Raw genomic sequence first — 22,433 nt, 5'->3', positions numbered from 1 at the left:
TTATCCAGTATAGGTTGCAACCTTAGCGTAACTTTCTGTACGATTGCTCATTTACCCCCGGTATTAACAGAGTTTTGAATTAGAAATTTTATTGTGATCAAATCAATCACCATCATTTACTTTTGTACAATTGTATAAAAGTAGAATAGTTCAAAGATATAAAAATATAGTAGTCTAATAATAGTAAAGTATTTTCGTACTTAGATACAATCGTATTATGTCAAACACGCCAACAGTTGTCAGCTTGGGTCTAGCAGGAGGACAGGGGAAATCGACAGTAGCACTGATGCTAGGGAGATATTTAGGGAAATTAGGAATTCCCGTCTTGTTTGTCGATGCAGATCCCCAATCAAGCTTGACTAGTTTTCTGGGAGTGAAAGTAGAACCTAATACCCCAACCCTACTGGAAGTTTTGACTCAGCCAGAAGAGAAAACGAGAATTATTGATGCCATTGCCTCAGTCCCAGACGGACAAATAGGAGAACGCACCATTAGCAATGCCAACTTGTTTTTGATTCCTTCCGATGATGGACTCGAGAGTGCTAATTACAAACTGGCATCTAGCGGACTGAGCTTATTTATCCTCAGAAATCGCCTGCAACCAATCATCAATAACTTTGGCGTAGCAATTGTAGACCCACCGCCAGAGAGATCACACTTAGCACAAACATCCTTGGGGGCAGGAGATAAGTGGGTAATTCCCGCAGAATCTAACGTCAAGGGAGTGCAATCACTCTTGCGGACATTAGAACTAATCAAAGAATTTAAACCAGCACTCCCCTATGGCGAACTGCTAGGCGTAGTCCCATTTCGCGCTCGCTGGACTGGACTGCATCCGACAAAAGCCACCCAATCCAGCATTGATACTATGCGGCAGTTAGTAAAAGATGAATTGATGTTGCCCCATATATTAGAGTCAGATGTCTACAAAAATGCTATCAATTATCGGGTTAGCCCTTCAGACTTAGGACAAGCATCACTTGAGTACGCGATTCAGATTTTAGCACAACGTTTAAAACCAGCCTTGCTAGAAAAATATGCCAAATTAATCCCCACAGAAACAGCTTAATCATTCTTACTAAAAGGCAGAACATGAATAATTTAAACGAGAACGTTAATAACATGGATATGTTAGAAGAAATCCGCCGCAGAGCTACTCAACCAACAGTGCCAACAAGACAAGATGTACTAGTACAGACCCAGCCAATTACTCCAGATACTCAAATAGCAGAGAACTCTACCGTTGTTAATAATGAAGGGTCAGAACTAAAACAACTAGCCGAGAAACTAGCCAGCTTTCCCGAAATTTCCCCACGCATCCCAGTCAGAGTAGAAGTGCCAATCAAGGAAGAAATAGACCAACTTTGCGCTCAAGAGAAAATAACCATTGAAACCTTATTAGAGGCTTTTTATATCACCTGCAAAGACAAAGATACTGTGTTCAAACAAGTCCTAAAAGAAGCTAAAAAAAGACTGAGAAATCGCAAAGAAGCAGGTAATATTCGCTCCAGCATTACTCGTTTAACTAACTTGACTAAAAGACAAAAATAGCAGCAAGCTTGTAACAGATAAATTAATAGATTGAGCAAATAAGGAGGCTGTGGCGTTAACAATTTAACTTTCAAAACTGGGAACTCCACCACCCTGGCTCATCCCAGATTTCTCACAAGAAAGAGAAGTAACCGCTCAATAAATGGGGGCGGACTACCTATTCGGGAACGATTTTACGCCATTTGAGGCTTGTCATTGAACGATTTACCCCGGATTATTGAGCGGTTACAAAGAGAAGCCAAATACATCTTTTGTTAGTTGCATGGTAATGGGTAGCGGCTCTGTTAAGTAGGTGAACAGAAAAATTTACAGGTATGTAACGGTATGTAAAGTTGTCTCAATGCGATATTCTGATTGAGTTTCAGGCATTTTGCAAAATGCAATACTCCTCATTTTTATTTTGTTCACCTACTTACCGCCAACGATTCTGTCGAAAAAGCAGACATCGCTCTCCTGATGATGTAAAATATCTTTTACATTTTATAGTATAATTAGATAAAATAAGGTCAACAACTTTGACATCTGACCAGACACCGCCCTTGAGCCTAAGAGAGATAGCGAAGCGCTCCGTAGGAATCAGATCACTCAAGGTATCGGATACCTTTGGCGAAATATTTCTTAACGCTGGAAACCCTTATGCCATTGTGGAAATCCCTCAACGAAAGTTTCCAAAAATCGCCTTTTTATGAATTCGCCAACAGTATCAGGCATCGCTCTTAAAAACCAGCCATGAAAGAAATTATTGCAGCCAACCTGCTCCGCTACCGTAAAAGTCTAGGCTTGTCTCAAGAGCAACTTGCAGAACAAGCCTCTGTAACTCGCCAGAGCATCAACAACTACGAAAACGCCAAAACCTTACCAGACAGCAAAATCCTCTCCGCCCTGGCTCGTGTTTTCGGCGTGACACTTGATGACCTGCTACGTCCCCCCAGCGGAGGACTGCCCAACTTCCGGTTTCGCGCCCATGCCTCCTTTGACAAAAACCCCCAGTTTGCAGCCCAAGTATTACGAATGCTGCCAACTTATAACGCCCTAGAACAAGCCGTTGGCTTACCGACCTACACCCCAGAAAGTACACCTTGCCACCAAGTAGAAGGCAACGAAAAGCGCATTCAGGCAATAGCAGCTTTATTTCGCCATCGCCTGGGCTTGGGAGATGCCCCCATTGCCAACTTATTTCAATCAGTAGAAGAAATCGGCTTAAAAGTTTTACGTCAACCCATTCCCATCAAAGGTTTCTTTGGTCTGAGTGCTTGCAGTGACATTGAAGGTGCATTTGTCTTAGTCAACACCCATAACATCACCATTGAACGTCAATTGTTTACCCTCGCCCATGAAATTGGACACCTCATCTTTCACCGCGTAGAGTACCAAGACACCTTAGTTGAGTCAGAAACCTCATCTGAAGAAAAAGCCCGCGAACAGGTAGCTGATTACTTTGCCAGTCATCTACTGGTTCCCCAAGCTGAATTTGAACGGATGTATGCACTTACCCAAGATATTGTCAAACTCAAACGGCATTTTCGGGTAAGTTACCTAGTCATCTTGAATCGTTTAGCAGCAATGGGAATCATTGACTTGGCCAAAGAGAAAGCCAAAATTTGTGCAATTTATAAAAAGCAACATAATGGTGAATCTTTGCAAAACTCAATGGAATTACCCCCAGCCCTAGCAGCAGCAGAATATCCAGAAAATGAACGTTATGAATTTCTAATTTGGCAGTGCTTAAAATTGGACAAGATTTCCGCAATCAAAGCCGCAGAACTGCTCAATTTAACTGTGGAAAAACTGTGGGTGCGTCATCAAGAGAATGAAGTTTATGCAGTTGCTTAATGGCACAATTCTCGACGCAACAGCACTGATTGATTTTTGCTGGCTCAACGAGTGGGGATGGCTACAACAGCACTATAACCTCTGCCAAGGTTTTGACAGATTGGAAAACAAGTTTACAGAAATATGGTAACTGATATCAGCTTCGATATCAAAACAGGTAAATACAGATATAGCATAGACAAATGACACCTGACAACTTCCGTAAGGAGTATTTAGTTAATTCGGGAATGTTATTACTTTATGTTTTATGATAGTCGTTATTGAAAACGTACATTATCACGAACGAACCAGTGAGGAAAAATGGCTAATCAACCACGGGTGGGAGAAATTGTCAAGACTGAGTTGGAAGCGTGTTTGGATGCCAAGATCACTCGGTATTTTGACGCGCAGTTAGACCAAGACCCGGATGTGTTGGCACAGTTGTTGGCAGATAAGCGCAATCCCAATACCAAACGGGCGTATGAGAAGGATATTCGGGATTTTTTTACGAAGATGACGGGCTTGTTGCCATCTACTGATAGTGTGCTGGAGTTTCTGCACTTGCAGCGGGAGCAAGCAGTGATGGTGGTGCTGAAATATAAGGCGATGTTGATTAAATCTGGGGTGCGGGAGGCGACGATTAATCGGCGGTTGGCGGCGATTAAGTCCTTGGCGAAGATGGGGCGGAAGTTGGGGGTATGCAACTATTCCCTGGAAGATGTGGAGGGGGAAAAGGTGAAGGCGTATCGGGATACGCGGGGTGTTGATACTAAGACGATAGCCAAGGTGATTCAGCAGTTTGATAGAGAAACGTTGATTGGTAAGCGCAATTATGCAATTTTTATGGTGCTTTGGGGTTTAGCGTTGCGTCGCCAGGAAATATGTCAGTTAAATGTGGGCGATTTTGATTTTTATGGTCGCAAGTTGCGGATTTTGGGCAAGGGTCAGGGAACGAATGAAGAGTATTTGGATATGTCTAAGGATGTGGGCATTGCCATTGCCCAATGGTTGATAGCTAGGGGGGATGTGCAGGAGAATTTACCGATTTTTACGGCGTTGGATTTTCATAATTCTGGGCATAGATTGACGGCGGATGGGATCTATAAAATTGTGTCGGCGAGTTTTAAGGCGGTGGGGGTGAAGAAACCTATGTCACCGCATAGGGTCAGGCATTCGGCGATTACGGCGGCGCTTGATGCGACTGATGGGAATATTAGAAAGGTGCAGAAGTTGAGCCGTCATGCTGACCCCAGAACGTTGATGATTTATGATGATAACCGCAATAAAGATTTATGGGAAATGTCGGAATTGTTGACAGGAATGTTAAATAATCAGGAGTGATGAAAGGTAATCTGTTAACTAGCAGGTACAGCCTCCACATAATAAACTTAATTGAGATGTATCTAAGGAAACTTTAGTCACACCCTGTAAAGCATCACTTAGCTTCATTGAGGCTGTCTCCATGGTTCACGGTCTTCCCACTCATCCCGCAACTGATTTACCCATTCCTGGGCATCCATTCCCTCTAGTAAATTGGGAGCTATGCCATAAAAATCAGTTACCTTATACTTAGGCTTTGGAGTTATCGCAACAGCTTCCACAGATTGCTTCATCTGCTTCACTAAATGCTCTAATACCTGCATCTGTTCCACTAGAGTCAATTGATCTATTTCACTTAAAACACGCTCAATTGAAAGGCTCAAAATTTTCTCTCCCTAAATGTGGGGGCAGAATTGATATTATCTAGTTCCGACAGTTTCAGATATTTCCTTAACTCCATTTTTATCTAAACTTTTATCTCCCTGTTTAAACTCATCTAGTAAATTATAAAAATATTCAAACCCTGCCTTTTCATCTTGACAATAAACCATAATCATCTTCGCCCAAGAACTGACGGTTGTTATCCCCAACTTCTGCTGTAACCAAGGCTGAAACTCACCATAAAAATCATCATCCTCCTGAGTGGTTTCAATTTCTAACTCACTACGGGCGCATTCATACCCCACCAAAAACATAAATAAATCGCTCACCGAAGGACGACCAATATACATTCCTGGCTTAGTTCTAATCTTTTCTAAAATCTTAAAAACTCCACTCATTATCTTTTCCTCCTTGGCAAAGCTGTTAATTCAATACTACTCGATTCAGCCTTTATTGGGCATTACAGATAACTATATTTCAAGTGTTTCAGTCTTCTTCCTCCTCGTTAACCGAGCAGTATTGGCTGTTCATTTACCTTCACTTCTATTTGATAACTCTTTTTTATAACGTATCTAACTCCTCTAAATAAAAGCCACCACTGCGACAAGAAAAATCTTTTTTCCACTCATCACGGGGTAATCCTTGACGGGAGAGATTGTCAAAAACTAATCCTAAAACTTCTACTCCGTAATGAACTCCGTTATCTGTGATAGATTCGTTAGGGCTGTAGCGATCACTAACGATAAAAAAATCATTTCGTCTTTTCGTCTTCAACTGAAGAATTTTCCCCTCAATCCCATTTAATTCTAACCATTGCATCACGGCTTGAGCGCATTTGTCACATTGTAGATTTGTAAATGGCGAGACAATTTCGCCAATCTGTTGATAAATCTCCTCCCTAGAAAAACGACTCACACACACCCCCTATTTTGGCTCAAACTCACCAGCAACAATCACCCACCATTTACAAGGGTTTCAAATCACTGATTTTTCACCAACTTTAATGGTGGGTTTACTTGCGCTCTTGCTGTACTAGTCATCACGTCAACTAGTTATCCTTACCATAACACCAAAGGAGGAACTGACCTCGACTTCTTTGCAGATTTCCCCATGACCAAAACTGTTAGCTAGGCTATATCTACTGATAATTTATTGGCTACCGGTTGACCCACATTCCATACTTGCGCTTTGCTAATTTCTTCATGAGCTTTTTTAAGAAAACTATGTAAACGCTGCTGACCCAAAACACCTAACTCAGCAGTTAAGAAAGCTTGAGAAAAGTTGATCCGGGTTGCATCAAGTAAATCCCGCTCTCGATAACTAAACTTAGGAAAGTTAATTATAGGGACTTTTTGAGCTTGAATTAACTCTTGTAAATCCTCTCGTTCATCCACGTGTTTCCAGTCATCGCATAAACCAAAATTGCGAACAAATACGTGCTTAATTTTGCCTTCAAAGTGGTTTAAAGATTGAATCAATAACTGAATGCTATCATATCCACCGTTACCAACAAACCACTTGCAGATATCAATTTTATGCTTAGTTCCCATTTCTAGGATTTGATTGCGCTCAATCCAATCATTAACTGTTTTAGTTACGTGAGCAGGTAAATTGACAATCACAGGAGTTGTCAGTGCTAAATTAAAAATTGTATCAGCAGCATAAGCTTGACGTTCTGATTCACTAAAAATTGCTGTTTGGATATTTTCAGGGTAAAATACACCCACGTCTGGGTTACTTTGGTCGGCTTCTACTAGCACGTATGGTAATTCTTTATCAAGACAATATTGCACCATGACTCGTGCAAATAATGACTTACCTACTCCACCTTTTTCACCATCAATAAAGTGAATTGTTGCCATTTTTCTAATTCCTTATTGCTAAATACTAATTAATTAGTAAATCACTGGCGATATAAAATTGTTATGTTTACTGCACCTGCGTTTGTTTGTGGTAAATTACTCTTTTTCCCTAAGATGAACCAGGGTCAAAGGTTAATGTGAGGTCAGACATCAATTGGAGAGTTGTAAGTTGAGCATACACTCAGGTTAATTGTTTGTTTCAGTAATTACCATCGTCCAATTGGCTATTAAATGGTTATCCAATTGGCTAATTTCTCGGCTTTGATGTCAAGGGCGAAGATGCAAGATGATTTCCGTATCAAGTCAATCCTATTCGGTTAAGCCTTTTTTGGGCATTATAGACAACGATATTTCAAGGGGTTTAGTCTACTTTATTTCCTTAACCGATTTGTATTGCGTATCAAGTCGCTTGAGGAGAATGAGGAGTTTGCCCTCGCTGAACCGTTGAAATTCTCCTTTCATCAAATGAGATACGAATGGCTGAGGAATGCCAAGAATTTCACTAATTTCTCGCTGTTTGAGGTGGCGTTGTTTCAAGAGGCGCAGTACCTGAATCCCTATCTGGCCTCGCGTAAAAAGTTCATCTGCATTTGTCAAACCGAGGTCGGCGAATACGTTGCCACTGCTTTCTTCAAAAACTGTTTCCTGTGTCATTGTTGTTTTTTCCTTGCTACTGCGTGCTTATAGCGTTATTCAACAAACTGCAATACTACTTATAACTCCAGTTCAGACTCACGTTTACGCTCACGCTGTCGTTGTTGCTTCTGGTGTTGTTGTGTTTCTTGTTCCCTCTGTTGCCACCGTAGCAATGCCAACAATTCCTCATGCCAATTCTGCGCTTGTGGTTTAACTCTAGTAGCTTGGGGCAACAATTCACCTACAGCACCAGCTATCTCATCTCCAGCAGCATTGTTATCATAAGCACAAACTAATTCAGGGATATCTGGCAATAACTCCATAGGTAAACCCCTGGGACTATCCACAGTCATGAACATTGTTCTTTCTTGTGGTACTCCTCCTGGTAGTCCTCGGTGTCTTTCAACTTCCAACATTGCAAAAGACAGCACATCAAGGGGTGACTTCAACAACACTACTTTTTGGATTTCATCAGTAGGTTGTCCTCCCCATTGGAGATAAAACCAACCATCACTGCGTTTTGTACCAGTGGCATATCCTGTAAAACCAGTAGCATCTCCTGTCAAAGTATTGTCTTCTTCTAAAGTAGAATCTTCTGCTCTTGTCCCTTGCAAAAACGCACCTTTAGTTTCACCATTGAGGTTTTTCAACAAAAACACTGCATTTTGTTGAGCATCAGCATAAACGCACCCCCGCTGATATAATTCTTGCACCAACTCTGTTGGCAATCCCCACTTTGTAGTTAAGTAATTGTGTACTAAATGCCAGTTCGATTTGTCTGGTACTGGGGGGACAAACTGTGGTCCAGCCTCATCTTTGAGGATATCTTGCGCTTGTTGTTTAGTATAGTGAGTGACAGCCCTCTGCATCCCATCTTCACCAAATCTATCATTCAACCAAGCGATCGCTTCTTTAAAATTGCACCCATTAACCTGCTTTACCAACGCCACAGCACCAGTATCAGTAATAGCACTAGTTTTTTGGGAGTTTGCTGCAACATTACCTATTTTCTGAGATTTGGCAGTACCAGTTTTCTGAGTATCGGCTTGCCTATCACTGGTTTTCTGAGATTTGGCAGTACCATTACCTGTTGTTTGTGTGTTGGGTGCATCCAACCTATTCTGAGTATCGGGTACAACATCACTTGTTTTTTGAGCAGCACCTGTTTTCTGAGTATCGGGTGCAAGGTGACTCCATTGAGAGCCATTTATATAGATAATGTGTTCACCCCCTTTCCAGCAGCGATAGCTGCTATTGTCTTGGTTCAGTCCCAACTGCCAAGCCACATCTTCCAGGGGCAAATCACTTAGCAAATCGCTTAATTGTTCAGTTTGCTCCTGCAACTGCTCCTTGGACGCTTCCAGTTCCTGAATCCTTTGTCGCAGAGATTCATTTTCCTTCACCAACCTTTTAGCAGTGCGCTCCATAGAACTCTTACTCTGCATCGCCCTATCTCGATCCGCAGACTTAGCCCGCATCTGTGCAATAGTCAGGTCAGAGTTCAAATCCTTTCCTTCTTCAACTATGCGATAAAAATCCTTAATATCCTGATGTTTAGCCACACTACCTTGAATACCACGCTCTAACCCCAGGTGCTGCACAGATGCAAAGTAGCTTTCTTGGAAATCTCGCATCTTCTGCCGACCATCAAAAAAATGATTGCACCGCAGTTGCCCGTTTTCATCTAGTGGCACAAAATAAGCATGAATGTGGGGGGTCACTTCATCCAAGTGCAATTCAGCCCTGACAATGCGATTGCCTACGGCACTGCTCTTTCCACTCAGATGCTCTCCACTTGCTTGAACGCGGGAGTTAGTGCTATTACCTACGGCACTGCGCGGAACGCAATCACCATATTCGTTCTCTAACCACTGCTGCGTCGCCTCCAACCAATCAGCCAACCTCTCCTCTTGATAATACCCAGCAGCCGTGGGATCAAGCGGTCGAAAGTAACTAGGAGAAGCAGTCAGCAAAATCTCCACACAGTAGATCGCATCAGTACGAATTTTTCGTTTTTGCTCATACTGCCCAATCTTCGCTAACACCAAATCCTCTAACTTTTCCTCCCTGTCAACGTTGCCAATAAACCTGATATTTTGCTGATTGGGGTCAGCATTGAGTGTTTCTCGCTGTCTGGAAGTGTGGGCAGCACTCCCAGCAATGTTGGCTCGTTTCAATTTTTTCACTCTGGCGATGGCATAAGCCATATCAGAAGCCTCCTTTCATCTCAGTTCCTCACCAATTCCACGCAGGCGACAATAGCCATCCGTAAGACACAACGCAGACAATAACAGGACAAGAGCAAAAGCAATGCCTGCGGCGGGCATCGCTAAGGAAATTTCCAGAATACAAATTACCATTGGATTGTGAGTGAACCGTATGGGTAAATGGTTGTTTGCCTTCCAATTGGTAAGATTATTTTTAGGGATAGCGATCGCTATCCCTAAAAAAGCCATCAACAAAACTTACTTACAGGCTTTTTGTGCCAAACACAGCCAGTAATTGCCTACAGAAAAACTTGAATTGCCAAAAACCTAAAAAACCGTAGTAAGTACAACTATTTTAATCCACTCAACTGTATTCCTGTTGGTAACAATAACTTGGTGCAATTTCAGCACAGGTTTAGCACAAGTTTGGTGCAAATCCTGCACTATTTAACTGACCCTCAACATCTATCTCTTGACAGTAAGTTACATCAATTGTTGTGAAAATAGCCAAATTTATGTGCTAGAAAAGATGTAATCCGGTGCTAATTCATCTCTCAATCGACCAATGAATTTTAGCTGACTAATAATTATGACAGACATATATATTAGTGTGGACGTGGGTGGGTCACAAACTAAAATTATTTATCAACTCCCAGCCCTGCCAGAACCCAAATTTTTAGTGCTGCCTCCTGCGGTTGAGGAGATTCCTAAAGTCAAGCTTGACAATTATATGTCCCGTTTGGGATGGATTGGTAGTCCTAGTCCTGAACAACAATTATGGGTGGAATGGAATGAACGTGTGGTGGTGTTGGGTGATTTTGCCGCTTGTTTTGACCCCCAAGACCGCATTAAGGAACTCAAGTATGAAAATGCTTTGTGGAAGGTGTTGGGAGCTATTGGGCTAATTATTGAAACCCACAAGGCTAAGTTTTCTACTAAAAAGCTATTAACACTAGAATTAGCACTGCTGTTGCCTTGGAATGAGTATACAGACCGCTTGCGTTTTGAGGAACAGTTACAGATCATGTTGGCTCGTTTCCAGGTGCGAGAAATGGTACTGAAGCTAAAATTAGTTAAGTTTTTGTGCCGTCCTGAAGGTGGAGGACTGGCTGCTGTACGCATTAAGCAAAAGGGTCTGGAGTGGTTGCGTTCTAAACAGTTGGGTGTGCTGATGTTTGGTCACAGAAATACTACGGCACTTTACTTTGAGCGGGGACAACTGAAGCTGGGAGATAGTCCCCTGTTGGGTTTTGCAGATATGCTAGACCAGGTGGTAGAGATGACCAGTGGACTAGACCGAGAGCGTTTGGCACAGGCGATATTTGCTGCTCGTTACGCTGCTCTTGACAAGGTATATAACCCCAATTATCCCCAAACCCGTCACCCCAATTGGGGTGAATGTGTAGCAATTCAAGCATTAGCTAGTGCTAAAGACACGAATTTAAGAACTAGGGAAATTCGAGATATTGTCCAGGCGATTGAGCGAGCGACGGCTGAATATGGGGATAAGTTAGAGCGGTGGTTAAATCGACTGCTGCCGACAAAATTGGATGAGGTGATTATTGGCGGTGGTGCTGCTTACCATTTGGAGCCGGAATTGGAAATTTATTTCAACTGTGAAGTTACGACTGCATATGAGTCTGGGTCTAGTTGGGGTTCACAAAAAAAGGTGAGAAGTAGCAGTTATCAGCGGCGCAACCAGAGCAAAAATTTCACGCCGATGATTTGGGGGGCTGGTATTGCTGACGTGGTGAAAAAAACTTTTGATTTAGATAAAGCGATAGATGGTGAACAATGTCTGTCTCAAAGGCTAATTGACTGCTTTGGGATGTTTGATTATTTGCTGGACAAAGGAAATAGTTAGCTGTTTTTGATTTTGATTAATCGTCTGTTTTTAGATAGATAAAAAGCAGGGAGGAAGCAAGGGTCAATGAATAAAATCAGGAAAAAACGGAAGAGTTTAAGTTTGCGTCTTCAGCCTTATGAAGGCGAACCAATGGCGGAGGTGGTTGATTATTTGAATTCTCTCTCAAAGGAGGAGGTTAATCGCAAGGTATCGGATATTTTGGTAGCAGCTTTGTTACCTTTGGCTCGATATCACAGTGGGGAGTATACACCGGAACAATTGCGGTTTGCTTGTTGGGAATCACAGGATGTTTTAAATAAACATGGCAGTAATCTGCGCTTGGCTTTGGGTGTGGAACAGCCACAGTTTGTGCTACCAAATTATGTTACGTCTGTGGCTCCAGTGATGAGTTCAGCTAATAGTAATACCCATAATGGTATGACAGATTTAGAGTCAGATACATTGGTAGAAGAACAAGAAAAGCAGCGTCCTTCTACTTTAATCCAAGGTCAGGCTTCATCTCAGGATTTGGATGGACTGTTTGGGGATGCTTAACATTTTACGTTGCTGTCACCAGTGGTCAGAACTAAACGAAAAGTGCAACTATAACTGCTACTGTAGTGATAGCTGATTTGGTGGCATTACAATGTTGTAATAGCTCATTGGGTAGCATTCAAACCCCCAATGATAGAACCGAACACAAGCAAGGTCAAACAAAATAAAAAGCAGTAGATAGGTTCATACAGGGGGAATATATGGGAGAAGCAAAGCGACGGAAACTTTTAGACACTAATTACGGACAAGCTAGAAATCTTGCACCTAATTCCTACCGTGTGGAATTAGAAGCGGATGCCTACAAAATTTTTGCCAAGGTAAAAGATGAATTTACTAAAAGTGATTACGGAGGAACTGCCACTTTAAAAAACAAGCGATTTGATGTCCAATGGTATGGTGAAACTGACGATACTACTGCAAAAGAATTCTACATCATCGCTGACTTCCTCAAACGCCAAGCTGTTGAGATAATGAAACATTTCATGATGCCTGAAGCGTTATATACATGGACTGCTATCGTTGATAGTGAGAACAATTTAACAATTACAATTAAAGCAGATAGAGAATACCAGGTGTTCAAAGTTTAATGTTTGATGCGTTGTTTGATGTTTGATGCGTTTAACTAAGTTTAGCTAATGAGATGAGTTGAAAACTCAAAGACTAAACAGCCTTTGATGAAGACGTGTTAATAGATGGCTCATTATCTAACTATATTGAGTGCGATATCACTCGTTGACTCAATGGAATGTTTTAGCGTTGGGATGAAATTAAATTTCAAAATACATAAACATAATCTAAAATTAAAGAGAGTATTGCATTGGTTGATGAAAATATATGACAACCGCAACACCAACAATTAATCCTGTTATTATCCCAGAAAAGCTCCCGTTTCTGGAGTCCATCTGTTGGCAGACGGCAGATGTTTATCGGTTTACTCCAGAAGAAATGTTAAGTCGCTATGAGCGTGGTTGGCAATATCACAAGCTATTTAATAATCTTGAGGGTGAAGAACTCAATTTCCTTCAGGAACTTGCTAGACTCTATCAATCTTGGCTGCAAGTTTATTTATGACTGAATAATTACTAATATTTCAGGCGGAAACCCTACGCTAACATAATACTGCTACGCGGAGGCACTATTATCAATTACGAATTATTTTGATCTTCTATGAAAGAACTCCACCTGAACAATACTTTTGTTGGGTTACGCTGTTGCTTAACCCAACTTACATCTATTAATCTGATTCTGGTAAATTAGAATTAACAAGCTGTGCAAATTCTTCTAAAGAACTAATGCTAATTGTTGATATTAGAAGTTGTTCTAAAAAAGATGTCTTATCAATTTGATTAATGCTGGCAATCAAATTTTCGGGAATATCACCAAACCGCACTTGTACAAGTTTGATAATATCTTGTTTCCGAGTTTTTTCTATAGTCCGTCTTTCAATGTTAGTTAATAATGGCATTTTTCGTTCCTCTTGATAATTAGCTAATTTTTCTTCAAAACTTAATTGCAAGTCTTCAGATAAAGCCATCATTAAATCAATGACCTTATACAAATCAACAATTTCTTTACGGTTATAACCTCTTTCATAAAGTAATCTAGCTAAGTTCCATTTCCACTGTTCCCTAGCTGACAAATTGCTATTAGTGGCTTTAGTCTTTAAATGTGCCATTACCACTATAGCAAAAATATTATTACTTTGCTCTAACTCCTCCCATTGATAATCTAGAAGCTTGACGATAGAAAAATTAAAGATTAATTGACTACTTCCTAAACCATACTGGTAAGAACTAGGTCGCCAACTTTTAGTTCCATCTCCTAGTATGGCTAAACTAATCACTGGTTTTTGATATAAATCAAAAGAACGATAGTTGTAGATAAACATTCTTTGGGAAAATTCTTTATCATATTGACTTTGTACTTCTACATGAATTAATATCCAAACCTCTTGATTATCTAATAACCACACTTGAAATAATTTATCAGCGTGGCGGGTTTTGCTGTCGGCAGATGCAGTAATCTGTTCTAATTCTTTATCTAGAGAAATGGGGGTTTTAGTCCAATCTATTTGTTGATAGATTTCTGGATAAAAGAAGGCGAGAAATGAATCAAAATAATCTCCTATTGCTTCTTTCCAGGTTTCATCATAGTTAGCTGTAATTTCCGTCATTGTGATAAAAATAGTGTCAATAATTTTCTAATATTTGTGCAAGTACCTCTTGCACAATTTCAAGAGTTGGGTAAATTCAGGAAAAACCCATCATATATTTATATGATATCCCAAGTATTTATATTATATCCCAACCCGCGCATATTCTCCCGAATCATCCCATCTAATTTGGTAGTTTCTGTAAATTGCTTTTCTAATTTTGCAAGTAAGTACATTAGTATGGTTTGTTGTTTTAATGTAGATGCTTATTTCTACCACTGCACTACTAAGAAGATAATTTTATTTCTTTAATCACGTTATTATCTGACCAGTAAAAATCATCGTCATAAAATTTCAACTTTTCTCACGAGCATTTACAAGTTCAACAAAAAAATCTCAAGTTGAATCAATCATACTCACATTTTTAATGAAACAGTTTCATCAAAAAAATGTGCCATTTCAACGCCAATTGAATGCCAAATCAGTGCCAACTCAACGCCACTTCAATGCCAATACTACGCCATACTTACGCCAATATTACATTATTAAGTACATTATGTATATATTTAACCTGTCAATAAAAGAGCTTATTGACAAAATAATGGTCAAAAAATGCCAATCCAACGCCATCTCAACGCCAATTGAATGCCAAATCAACGCCAATTGAATTGTTGATTCGAGCAGTCGAAAAGAACGTTTGGCGCGTAGCAAGCTATGTTGCAATGTGCATCTCCCTGGTAAGAAGACATTACCCAAACCAGCAAAAAATCCCAGCGTTTTGGGTTTACTGTTTCTCAGTAGATAATTGAACCGAGAATCGTTGGTTTATCATCTGCGGCGATTGCTTTCAGCACTACGCTTCCGCGCAATTGCTTTACTTGAGTTTGCTGTTTTAATGTAGATGACTGAACAAAGAATCTCCGTAGTTGTCTTCCTGGAGAATATCAAGTTAACAATTCATTGGTAAAACCGACTCGCTTAACCAATCATAAAACTGTGGCATTAATTCCTCCAGCGAGCGCAATTCTTGAGCAGCAATGTCCTCCAGCAACAACACAGTACCCCATCTTCTATCTTCACTCCAGGAACGAAGAACTGACTTTATCGCCTCTACCCCCTTTTTAAAACTCGTTCTCAGTAACTCAACACAATGAATCAAAAGAGTTTCATCGCCATCATCCGGTTGAAACTGCCTAAAATCGACTCTATCAGCATCATTAACTAAAGAAGGGTCATTACCATTTCTAGAACAAGCTGCAAAATCGACTAGATCAACCGTAGTATTCACCCCCTCCCCTAGAGGTTTCCCTATACCATTAGGGGGGGGAGTGGATACGGGGTCAGGAGGTGGCGCAACCCCATATCTAGACTGCATTCCAGCCTGATAACGCCGTTGTGATTCCTGAGCTTGCTGCGCCCTTTCCTGCTTCATGTTCCGCTTATGCTCTCGGTGAGCAATTACCTGGAGGGCAAAATCCAATTCCACCTGAGAAAGGAAGAAAAGTTTTACCTGTTTCCCACGTGGACCCTCCTTGCGGTCATCCAGCTTTAATCCCAGTTGGTCTAATAAAGTCCCCAACAACCAGATGGGTTGACATTTATCTGGAACTGTAAAGCCCAAAATAGTTTTTATATACACCCCGTATTCTTTAGCAAGTGCTACCATTCTCAATAAATCAGGATCACGAGCAGTAACTTCCTCTCCGGCTACTAACCGTTTTAAAATGTGATGCAGTCCCAAATTAAACCTAGCTAACCATTTAGCTGAATAATTACCCCAGTCCATACATAAAGGCAAATGTTCTCGCTCTTGGCGGTCTTTCTCTGCCACAATTGTTGGTGGGGCTGGGTATTGTCTATTGCTATTAGTGTCAAAAATTGTTCCATCTGGTTCTTTGAGGATGGCCTCAAATGCGGAAATGGCTCGACTTAATTTACCACCAGCATCTTTTTCTACTAGTGATTCTGTTACTTCCATACCATAAGTATCTTGAAGGCGGAATTTCTCACATTCAAACACTTCTTCTGGTTTAAGGTAATCTTTATTTTGACGCTGACGATATTCCGTAGGGGAGATATTCTTAGCTTTAGTTATTGCTGAGTAATAAGCCGTATCTAAAGCCGCAGCAGCTTTTTTCATCTGGTCTAGGGCAAATGTATCTTCATCACCACCCATAGAGATGATTTTATTCCCCATTTCTGTTAATAGATCTTGTAAATCAGTCCGCAGATTGTTGATAGAGCGGTTACGGGCAGCGAGAATTTGACAATAAGTATCTAATGCCCAATCTTTTTCTACGCCTCTGCGTCCAGTTTCTTTGTCAATGCGGATGAGGAAAGCCGTAACTTCGTTGGTTTGCAGGATTCGTTCTTTGATTTTCTGGGCGTTGGTTTCCTGATAACCAAAGGGAGGACGGGGGGCAACCCATACATGAATGGGGACGTGGGGACGATAACGATACAGTTGTTGGGCGCATTCGGTAGCGGTTTGGGATTTGGCGTGAAAGATGCCATATACTACGTCAAAGTGATATTCGTTGATGTCTACTCCTGTACCGAGACTGGGGGAGGTTAACAGGGCATCAACATCTTTGACGGCGTTGGTAATATCTTTGATGAAGGCTACGTTTTCTTCGCTACCTGAGTTGTCTGAGTGAATAGACCATAATCTCAGTCTGGATGTGGTGCTTTTGTGAGCGTTAGTGTTTGACTGAGCGTTCACTTCTAAGTCTGAATGGTGTTGGGTATCGGGTGTGGGGGAATGATTTGATGATGTGGAATTTACCTGTAATATTTGAGAATTTTCATTTTTATCTGTTGCAGATAATGCTGAATTTACCTGTGACAAAGTTTGAGTTGCGCCATCTTTAACTACCGTAAAGGTATCCAGTCCCTCTGCTCCCCTGCTCCCCTGCTCCCCTGCTACCTGCTCCCTGCTACCTGCCTCTTCTATCCGTACTTTCATGGTAAGGGATTGTTCTAATTTCTTAATGAAACGCTTGGAGTCAGAAGCTACCATGATTTTCTGTTTGTTCATCAGCGCGGCGGAAATCTGGGCAACTATGGCTGAGGAGTTATTGCCTTCATACCAATAAATTAAGCGATCGCCATTTCTCCAATCGTTTTTGAGAATAAATGGTTTTTCCCCTAGTGGACGCATGGCTCGGAAGAATTCTACTGTGATGTCGTCCATATGAGCATCAGCGATGACTACTAGCGTGGCGTTATAAACGATATATTCCAGCACTTCCAGTATTTGCGCTCGATATTCTTTACAGGTTTTACTGTGCAATAGGTGAGTTAAGTATTGGCAAGCTTCATCAATGAACACGCATCCGTAGTTAAGCATTTGGGTGTTTAACTTGTGTAAGCTGTCAATGGTGATGCTGAGAGCTTGTGCTTTGGCTAAACCTCCATAACTTAAATCAGAGTACATATCTGTTTTAAGACGGGTTGCTAAGTTTTTCAGCAGGTTAACCCGATGTCCGGTGTTGAGGAATTTGACATCAGGATTTGCTTCACGCCATTGAGCCATGCGTCCGGTTTTGTTTGTCCCCATGTCGCTGGACAATACTACCAGTCCAGAAGAGGGAAGTTTTTCAGCTGATGATAGGTATTTGACGTTGACACGAATATCTGGTTTGTATTTACTGCTTAATCCCCTATGCCTAGTGTGGAATAAGCGTTGGTATTGTTTTAAGCTAATTGCATCATCAATTATGGTGGTCAGTAAGGCGTTTATTTGATTAATTGAAACTGCTACATTCTGATTAACTGCAAGATGTTGTTCTGTTAATTGACTAGGTTCTGTTAATTGATTGTTTTCAACTTGTGAATTTTGATTAATTGCTTGACGGCATTTTGTTTCTGGATAATTTTCAGTAGGTTGATTGCTTTTGAGTAATGAATCCTGATTAATTACTTCATGCTGTTCTGTAACTTGACCGTTATTGGTAAGTTTATTGTTGTCAACTAGTGAGTTTTGATTATGATTAACTGTTTGATGACATTCTATGACTTGACCGTTATCGGTTAATTGATCGTTTTCAACTGGTGAAATCTGATTAATTACCTGATGACATTCTATTAATTGACCATTGTTGTTTAATTGACTGCCTTCAACTGGTGAAATCTGATTAATTGCTTGAGTGTGGGTATTAGTTCGATTATCCTCAATGAATTGACTGTATTTAACTGTTTGTCCACTTTCGATTAATTTACTGCGTTCAACAATAAAATCATCTACGCCTTTTTCAGGACCTGGTAGCAGTGCGACTTCACAGGTACAACCTACAGCTTCAATGGTTTTGCCTGTACGCAAGGTGGCTTGGAATATTGACCAACGGGTTTTGGATTTGGTTTCGTAGTCGAAGAGAATAATGAATTTACGCCCTGGTTGGGCAAGGGGCATGATATCGGGGTGTAAGCGTTCGTCAAAGTCTTTTTTGCCAATGCGTCCGCTCCAAATGCCTGGGAGTGCGATCGCTACAAATCCCTGACTTAATAAACTAGCTGCTTTTTTCTCCCCTTCACACAAAATAATGGGAATTTCTGGGTGCATCACGACCCATTCCCAAAATGAAGGGGGAGTTTCGACTATTTCTTTTTGTTGTTGATTATTGCTCAATAACCGCACGACCCACTTCCAAAATGAGAGTGGAGTTTCTGCTATTTCTTTTTGTTGTTGGTTTTTGTGCTTGCTTAATAGCAGCAGTACCCATTCTCCAAATGAGAATGGAGTTGCTACTGTCTCTGTTTGTTGTTGGTTATTGCTTAATAGCATTACTAACCATTTCCACAATGAGAATGGAGTTTCTGCTATTTCTGTTTGTTGTTTGTTATTACTCCATAGCAACAGTACCAATGCCCAAAATAAGATGGGAGTTTCCCAAAACGAGAGGGGATTTAATTTGTCTTGTAAATGCTGTGCTGGGGAAGAATGATCTTGTTTGATATTGTAACGTTTTGCAACTAGCTCCCCAAGACAGTCGGGAACATCAAAGTAGGTGACACGGTTGGGTGTTTTTGGTGGTGATTCGTATTTAACTATTTTGCCATTTTTGTCAATACGCCCTTGGGTGGGTTTGAATCGTCCCCACTCCATTGGTTGCCAGTTGTTAAAGGGGTCAAGTCCTGAAATCCACATTCCCCCCTCTGTGACGTATTGGTACAGTTTAAGAAAGGGGCTGGTGACTCTACCTGTGTTTAAGCGAGGGATGGCGTTGGAAATGAACAGGTAGTTGAGGACTGTATCGCCGGCGATGTGGATGAAGTTGCGCTCTATCAGTTCTGGATGGATAGCGCTACTAACCGCTAGTTCGTGGTATTCGGCTTCTGTGAGGTTGTTGGGGAGTTGAACCGGAGACGGGCTGTTTGTTTGCTGTTCTGGATTATTTTGAGAAGCTGATGTTTGGCTGTTTGCTTGCTGCTCTAGAAGAAGGACTGGAGCAGGAGACTGGCTGTTACTCGCTGGAGAAAGTTTTGAGGTAGAAGATGTTTGGCTTTGGTTGTTGTCGTTAATCACGGTAGATTCCTCTTGATACTTGGTTTTTATGGGTATCAGAGGGGGTAATCGTGCTGCACTTACATATTTATGAGATTTGCTGCTGCTTCTTTCTGGGTTTGTTTATTTTTTGGCGAGGAATAAATAATCTTAGGATTTACACAGGTTATCTAAAAATCAGGGGTTTGGTCAGTTCTTGTTGGGGAGATGGGGGAGACAAGAAAGAGAATAATTCCTCTTTGTCGCTCTGCACTCCACACCCTATCTTTTTTCCAGATCCCGTGAATAGTAAGAGTTAGGAGGTCGTCAAAACTGATAAAACTCTTACTGCACACCACTTTCTACACTTTGTTCCCTGTCTCAAACGTCATGAAAGGTGGGTAAATCTTCAGTCAGATTATTTATTTTCTAAAATATTCCAGTCGGAAGGGTTGAAATGTTGCAACAATCTGCTTTAATATAGGAGAACGACTCTCCCTCGGAGAGCAACATGAAATAATCTCAAGAAAGCCAATTGGTGGGATAGCGACCAAACTAAACGCCACTTCTTCGGTTTCTTTGAAATTAACCCCGCTCGGATACTATTGAGCAAAGTTGAAACCGGCAATTCTATGATGGGACAAAGCGTGTACTATTTAGTATCGTTTTGTCCTTTTGCCGTTTTTGTGGTTGTTATCTCTTCACCTCCATTACTCATTTTATTTACGTATTAGCAAGATCATACAGAACTTTTGCACCGATGCAACCTAACATTAGTTTGATTTTTAACTTTAATTTGGCTACATCTGTTTATACAAGCTGTGATTATCCACCTGTAGTATAACTGTTGTTCAAGTAGCAGTAGCCGCATCTGCGGCTGGTGTTTTTGGTTTTTTCTCAAAAGTCTGGATATTAGGCTCTAATAGCACAAATCCGTTATCGGTGGCTTCTCCCAACTTGCCAGCAATCGCTCCCACCCATTGAGGATAGTTGGCTTGGGCATCAGTCAGTTTCTTCCAAACTTTCGGTTTGACTGTGACGCTAATAATCCGACCATCGCAATCAACCTCGAACTGTTGCCAGCCGTTTTCTATCGTTTTAGCTTCTGGCAACTCACTAATTTTGATTGTTACTTCTAATTTTCCTGTAATCATAGTTACTTCAGCAAAGTTTTTCCAGCATAATGCAGAGATTACCTAATCTCAGCATACTTTGTCCTCACAAGACAAGTTCCAAAAGGCTATTTATTGCTTACCCCAAATTGACATACTGGACAACCAACCAGACAACAGCGAAAACCTTACCGCTATTACTGTTATGGCTGGTTTGGTTGAGAAAATGATGGGGTATATGGCTAGACTGTGGTCGGGTAGCAGGACTATATCGCTATAATCCCGCCCCCTCAGAACCGGACTTGCGCCTTACAACGCATCCGGCTCAAGCAAGTCATAAACTATGGATTGTTCCAGAATGTATTTGCTGATGACAGTACAGATGTACGAGTTGTAGGTTGCCGTAATTGTCACCACCACCCTGCGATTTTGGCTTTTTATGATGAAGATGTAACTCCTCATCGTTTAATAGAGATTCCCCACATATAGGACAGACATATTGTTGCCTTTGGGCTATCTTCTGCCTACTTTTGATTAGTTCGGATTTAGTTTTAGCTGCCTGCCGTTTAATCCAGTAGTCCCTTAATTTTGGGTCATCGGGTGATGATTTACCCCTAACAAGAATGTGCCTTTCAATCTTGAACCAGGAAAATTTCAACAGATAGGCTCCGGTTTGTTTATTACCGAAAACCCATCGGTCAAATGGTCTATCAAGATTTAAATTCCCCCAGTATTTCGCCTTACGCCAGCTATCAGATTTATTTCGATGAGTGCGTTTGGGGTAAAGACAAGGTACGCGCAAAATTTAGCACGACGTAAAGTTTTGTAACGTAGTCATGTATTTATCTCTGACAAACATTCAAATATTGCCTAGTTTGGTTCATTTTAGGCAATGTTATGAGATCAATTGAGCGGAATAACAAAGGTTTTGTCCTTTCTTGATAAAAGTCTTCAACTTCCGTTTTCGGCAATGTTTTACAAGATGGGATAAATAAGCGGGAAGCTTTTATAAGACTGAAAGCCTTACTCAGTGTGCTTTTTTAGCATATAGACACAGGCGATAACGTTGAATTTGTTACAAAACTTTACGTCATGCTAAATTTTGCGCGAATCTTGTCTTTACCCCTCCTTGCCCGGTTACATTTCTAGGCTAAATGCTTCCTTGGGCTTTACTTTCCGCTTCACACATCACCGTTACCAGTGGTGCATGGGAATGTTAGGAACAGTCTTGGACACCAGACTGGAGGAATCGGTTCCTCACTCATCTTTTGGAAGCTTTGCATATAGGTGCTTCCAACCCATCGTGTCGCACCCAAAACGGGAGAATCGTACGCTAAGGAATTAAACCAAGTGCTGAAAGCAATGTACAACAATACTTTCAGCCATCGCTCCTCATCATTTTTTGATTCTTAGAGGGTGCAAATTATCAACACTGCTCACAAGGTGCTGTTATCTACAAATTCCAGCATATACTTTGTGAGCTTTCTTACAACAGCCTCCCACTTTTAAAACATCCT

At 41.1% G+C, this 22,433-nt stretch carries 19 protein-coding genes; 9 read left to right on the top strand and 10 right to left on the bottom strand.

Annotated features, from left to right (window positions below; all coding sequences use genetic code 11):
• Positions 1-217: 217 nt before the first annotated feature.
• The 4 genes from FJR11_RS22000 to FJR11_RS21980 all read left to right on the top strand — a co-directional run bounded on the left by FJR11_RS22000 (position 218) and on the right by FJR11_RS21980 (position 4,704).
• Entirely contained in the window at positions 218-1,069 is an 852-nt protein-coding gene (locus FJR11_RS22000) for a ParA family protein (protein ID WP_168507615.1), read from the top strand.
• Between the two features lie 23 nt (positions 1,070-1,092).
• The gene (locus tag FJR11_RS21995) at positions 1,093-1,551 is read left to right on the top strand and encodes a hypothetical protein (RefSeq protein WP_168507613.1); all 459 of its coding nucleotides are present in this window, start codon (positions 1,093-1,095) and stop codon (positions 1,549-1,551) included.
• Positions 1,552-2,280: 729 nt separating this feature from the next.
• Entirely contained in the window at positions 2,281-3,384 is a 1,104-nt protein-coding gene (locus FJR11_RS21990) for an XRE family transcriptional regulator (RefSeq protein WP_168507611.1), read from the top strand.
• 300 nt (positions 3,385-3,684) lie between these two features.
• Complete coding sequence (locus FJR11_RS21980) at positions 3,685-4,704, top strand: tyrosine-type recombinase/integrase (protein WP_168507609.1); 1,020 nt, start codon at positions 3,685-3,687, stop codon at positions 4,702-4,704.
• A gap of 104 nt (positions 4,705-4,808) precedes the next feature.
• Here the strand turns inward: FJR11_RS21980 and FJR11_RS21975 are convergent, their stop codons facing one another.
• The 6 genes from FJR11_RS21975 to FJR11_RS21950 all read right to left on the bottom strand — a co-directional run bounded on the left by FJR11_RS21975 (position 4,809) and on the right by FJR11_RS21950 (position 9,769).
• Positions 4,809-5,066, bottom strand: coding sequence for a hypothetical protein (locus tag FJR11_RS21975; protein WP_168507607.1), 258 nt, complete (start codon positions 5,064-5,066; stop codon positions 4,809-4,811).
• A 36-nt stretch (positions 5,067-5,102) separates the two neighbouring features.
• Entirely contained in the window at positions 5,103-5,462 is a 360-nt protein-coding gene (locus FJR11_RS21970; protein ID WP_168507605.1) for a hypothetical protein, read from the bottom strand.
• A 163-nt stretch (positions 5,463-5,625) separates the two neighbouring features.
• Positions 5,626-5,979, bottom strand: coding sequence for a papain fold toxin domain-containing protein (locus FJR11_RS21965; RefSeq protein WP_168507603.1), 354 nt, complete (start codon positions 5,977-5,979; stop codon positions 5,626-5,628).
• A gap of 212 nt (positions 5,980-6,191) precedes the next feature.
• Positions 6,192-6,926, bottom strand: coding sequence for a mobilization protein (locus tag FJR11_RS21960; RefSeq protein ID WP_168507601.1), 735 nt, complete (start codon positions 6,924-6,926; stop codon positions 6,192-6,194).
• Positions 6,927-7,292: 366 nt separating this feature from the next.
• Entirely contained in the window at positions 7,293-7,580 is a 288-nt protein-coding gene (locus tag FJR11_RS21955) for a helix-turn-helix domain-containing protein (protein ID WP_168507599.1), read from the bottom strand.
• Between the two features lie 59 nt (positions 7,581-7,639).
• Positions 7,640-9,769 (bottom strand): plasmid recombination protein, encoded by a 2,130-nt coding sequence (locus FJR11_RS21950; protein WP_168507597.1) that lies wholly within the window; start codon positions 9,767-9,769, stop codon positions 7,640-7,642.
• Positions 9,770-9,941: 172 nt separating this feature from the next.
• On the opposite strand from FJR11_RS21950, the gene FJR11_RS23800 reads away from it, so the two are divergent.
• From FJR11_RS23800 to FJR11_RS21930, 5 genes are all read left to right on the top strand, one after another.
• The gene (locus FJR11_RS23800; protein ID WP_256366782.1) at positions 9,942-10,064 is read left to right on the top strand and encodes a hypothetical protein; all 123 of its coding nucleotides are present in this window, start codon (positions 9,942-9,944) and stop codon (positions 10,062-10,064) included.
• Positions 10,065-10,358: 294 nt separating this feature from the next.
• A complete protein-coding gene (locus tag FJR11_RS21945) occupies positions 10,359-11,633 on the top strand; it encodes a ParM/StbA family protein (RefSeq protein WP_168507595.1) in 1,275 nt (424 codons plus the stop codon).
• Positions 11,634-11,699: 66 nt separating this feature from the next.
• A complete protein-coding gene (locus FJR11_RS21940; RefSeq protein ID WP_168507593.1) occupies positions 11,700-12,170 on the top strand; it encodes a hypothetical protein in 471 nt (156 codons plus the stop codon).
• Positions 12,171-12,370: 200 nt separating this feature from the next.
• The gene (locus tag FJR11_RS21935) at positions 12,371-12,757 is read left to right on the top strand and encodes a hypothetical protein (protein WP_168507591.1); all 387 of its coding nucleotides are present in this window, start codon (positions 12,371-12,373) and stop codon (positions 12,755-12,757) included.
• Positions 12,758-13,004: 247 nt separating this feature from the next.
• Positions 13,005-13,241, top strand: coding sequence for a hypothetical protein (locus FJR11_RS21930; RefSeq protein ID WP_168507589.1), 237 nt, complete (start codon positions 13,005-13,007; stop codon positions 13,239-13,241).
• A gap of 163 nt (positions 13,242-13,404) precedes the next feature.
• Here the strand turns inward: FJR11_RS21930 and FJR11_RS21925 are convergent, their stop codons facing one another.
• The 4 genes from FJR11_RS21925 to FJR11_RS21900 form a co-directional block, all read right to left on the bottom strand.
• Positions 13,405-14,343, bottom strand: a complete 939-nt coding sequence (locus FJR11_RS21925; protein WP_168507587.1) for a hypothetical protein — start codon at positions 14,341-14,343, stop codon at positions 13,405-13,407.
• Positions 14,344-15,271: 928 nt separating this feature from the next.
• Positions 15,272-19,846 (bottom strand): DUF3854 domain-containing protein, encoded by a 4,575-nt coding sequence (locus tag FJR11_RS23675; protein ID WP_371417606.1) that lies wholly within the window; start codon positions 19,844-19,846, stop codon positions 15,272-15,274.
• An 809-nt stretch (positions 19,847-20,655) separates the two neighbouring features.
• On the bottom strand, positions 20,656-20,958 hold the full coding sequence (locus FJR11_RS21905) for a fertility inhibition FinO-like protein (RefSeq protein WP_168507585.1): 303 nt from the start codon (positions 20,956-20,958) through the stop codon (positions 20,656-20,658).
• A 292-nt stretch (positions 20,959-21,250) separates the two neighbouring features.
• On the bottom strand, positions 21,251-21,574 hold the full coding sequence (locus FJR11_RS21900) for an HNH endonuclease (protein ID WP_254444822.1): 324 nt from the start codon (positions 21,572-21,574) through the stop codon (positions 21,251-21,253).
• Positions 21,575-22,433: the final 859 nt, after the last annotated feature.

Origin of the sequence: Anabaena sp. UHCC 0187 (genome assembly GCF_009712035.1) — a bacterium.
Classification (GTDB): domain Bacteria; phylum Cyanobacteriota; class Cyanobacteriia; order Cyanobacteriales; family Nostocaceae; genus Dolichospermum.
This window is presented reverse-complemented; position numbering and strand designations above follow the sequence as displayed.